The following is a 1,865-nucleotide window of genomic DNA, read 5'->3' on the forward strand; positions in this document are numbered from 1 at the left end:
GCAAGTTTAGCACCAAATGAATCTGAGGTTAGATACCAAGATTCTAAAACTGTGGCCAAAATTAGTTGACCACTACATCTAGAATTTCTTTTTCCAAGTCAGAAATAGTTTGTTTTGGGAATTGGTGATATTGGTTTGCTACCCTAAACTCTACGCAACAGCTGGCGCCTGCATTAGTAAAATAGCGCTGTACGTTAGCAAATAATGTGTCTAAATCCGTTACCTCAAGATTGTCAGTAAAAAATGTGACTAATTCTCCAAGTTCGCTTGCTTGTTGCATTGATGTAAAAGCGGTAGATGAAGCGACTTCGAACATTTCTTTTAGATTATTTCGCTCTGTAATGCGCAGTTCTACACGCTTTAATTTTTCGTTAAGTTCCTTAAAATCTACTGGCTTGGCAATATAATCATCACCGCCATAGCCATAAGCTGTGAGTTTGTCTTCACTCGATGTTAAGGCTGAAATAAATATAATTTCACAGTCGTCGTACGCACCACATTCTTTTATTTCTTTAACCAAGTCGTAACCCGTGAAATCATTACTAAGTAAAATATCCATTAGGACTACTTGAGGCTGATGTTCCTCCATTAAAGCTAATATAGGCTCGCTGCCATCAGATGAGGTAATGTCATGTTGCTTAGATAGGACCATTTCCATGATATTTCTATTTTGGGGGTTATCATCGACGGACAATATTTTCACATGCTTTCCTAAATTTAACTACTCTCATCCTTCTTCAATATAATAGCCATGGAAATGGCTACCCGCAAATAATCGGCTTATGTATATTTTTCATTACTTATTTAAGTGACACAACTTGAAGACTCAATTATGGTAGTAACTTAATTTATGTGTTTATAACCCTATAAAAGCAGCGAAGTTGTCAGGAATGTCATTAGCAACACTACAATAATCACTGACTCATTAGCTTCGTGGCATAAGAGCCAATCGACGTTTCAATTTCAAGGTCATGACATTGCATATCATGTGCAAGGTAAAGAGGGAGCACTGAGTTTATTACTGATCCATGGTTACCCAACCACAAAATGGGATTGGCATAATCAATGGGCTGAGCTCACTCAATAGTTTAAAGTATTTATCCTCGATACGCTGGGTTTTGGCTTTAGTGACAAACCGCAAAATGTTACCTACACCATTATTATGCAAGCGGATTTACTGACTCATTTTTTGAATCTGTTCAATGTAAAAGCAAAGCATATTTTAAGCCACGATTACGGTGATACAGTAGCGCAAGAGCTACTTGCTAGAAGCAACTTAAATGAAGTACATGGCATAAAAATACAAAGCATTTGCTTTCTTAACGGCGGGTTATTTCCAGAAACGCATAAACCTGTACTGCTACAAAAGCTGTTACTTAGCCCGATAGGCGCTTTAGTGTCGCGACTTGCAAACTATAAAAGCTTTAAGCGTAATTTTGATAATATATGTGCCGTACCACTTACCGAAAAAGAGCTCAACGAATTGTGGCAGTTAATTGCATACAAACAGGGCAGGCCTGTAATGGCAAAACCGAAGAATAAACTAGACACCCACTCGAATTTTTGAAGTTTGGCGAACTAAGTACTAGGCTTTCATCAGTGTGAAAAAAAAGCTGGGTGTCTTATGGCAATCGTAAGAAAGCGTCATGTAAGTTTGGTTGGTACAAAGTACTACCACTGTATATCACGTTGTGTTCGGCGTGCTTTTTTGTGCGGTGAAGACCATTTTACTGGTCAATCTTACGAGCACCGCAGAGGCTGGATTAAAGATAGACTGCTAGCACGAGCGAAAGTATTTTGTATTGATGAGTGCCTGAGCTGTAATTAATAATTACACTGTTAGCATATCACTCCTATGGAGTGAA

The 1,865-nt window shown here is 38.3% G+C and carries 2 protein-coding genes and 1 pseudogene; 2 read left to right on the forward strand and 1 reads right to left on the reverse strand.

What is annotated here, in order from left to right; all coding sequences use genetic code 11:
- Positions 1-61 precede the first annotated feature (61 nt).
- Positions 62-703 (reverse strand): response regulator, encoded by a 642-nt coding sequence (locus QL984_RS18390; protein WP_290173237.1) that lies wholly within the window; start codon positions 701-703, stop codon positions 62-64.
- A 396-nt stretch (positions 704-1,099) separates the two neighbouring features.
- On the opposite strand from QL984_RS18390, the gene QL984_RS18395 reads away from it, so the two are divergent.
- The gene (locus QL984_RS18395) at positions 1,100-1,567 is read left to right on the forward strand and encodes a hypothetical protein (protein ID WP_290173239.1); all 468 of its coding nucleotides are present in this window, start codon (positions 1,100-1,102) and stop codon (positions 1,565-1,567) included.
- A gap of 57 nt (positions 1,568-1,624) precedes the next feature.
- Positions 1,625-1,865, forward strand: a pseudogene (locus tag QL984_RS18400) (transposase); the annotation flags it as partial.

Source organism: Pseudoalteromonas sp. APC 3495 (genome assembly GCF_030407645.1).
In the GTDB taxonomy this organism is placed as follows: Bacteria; Pseudomonadota; Gammaproteobacteria; order Enterobacterales; family Alteromonadaceae; genus Pseudoalteromonas; species Pseudoalteromonas tetraodonis.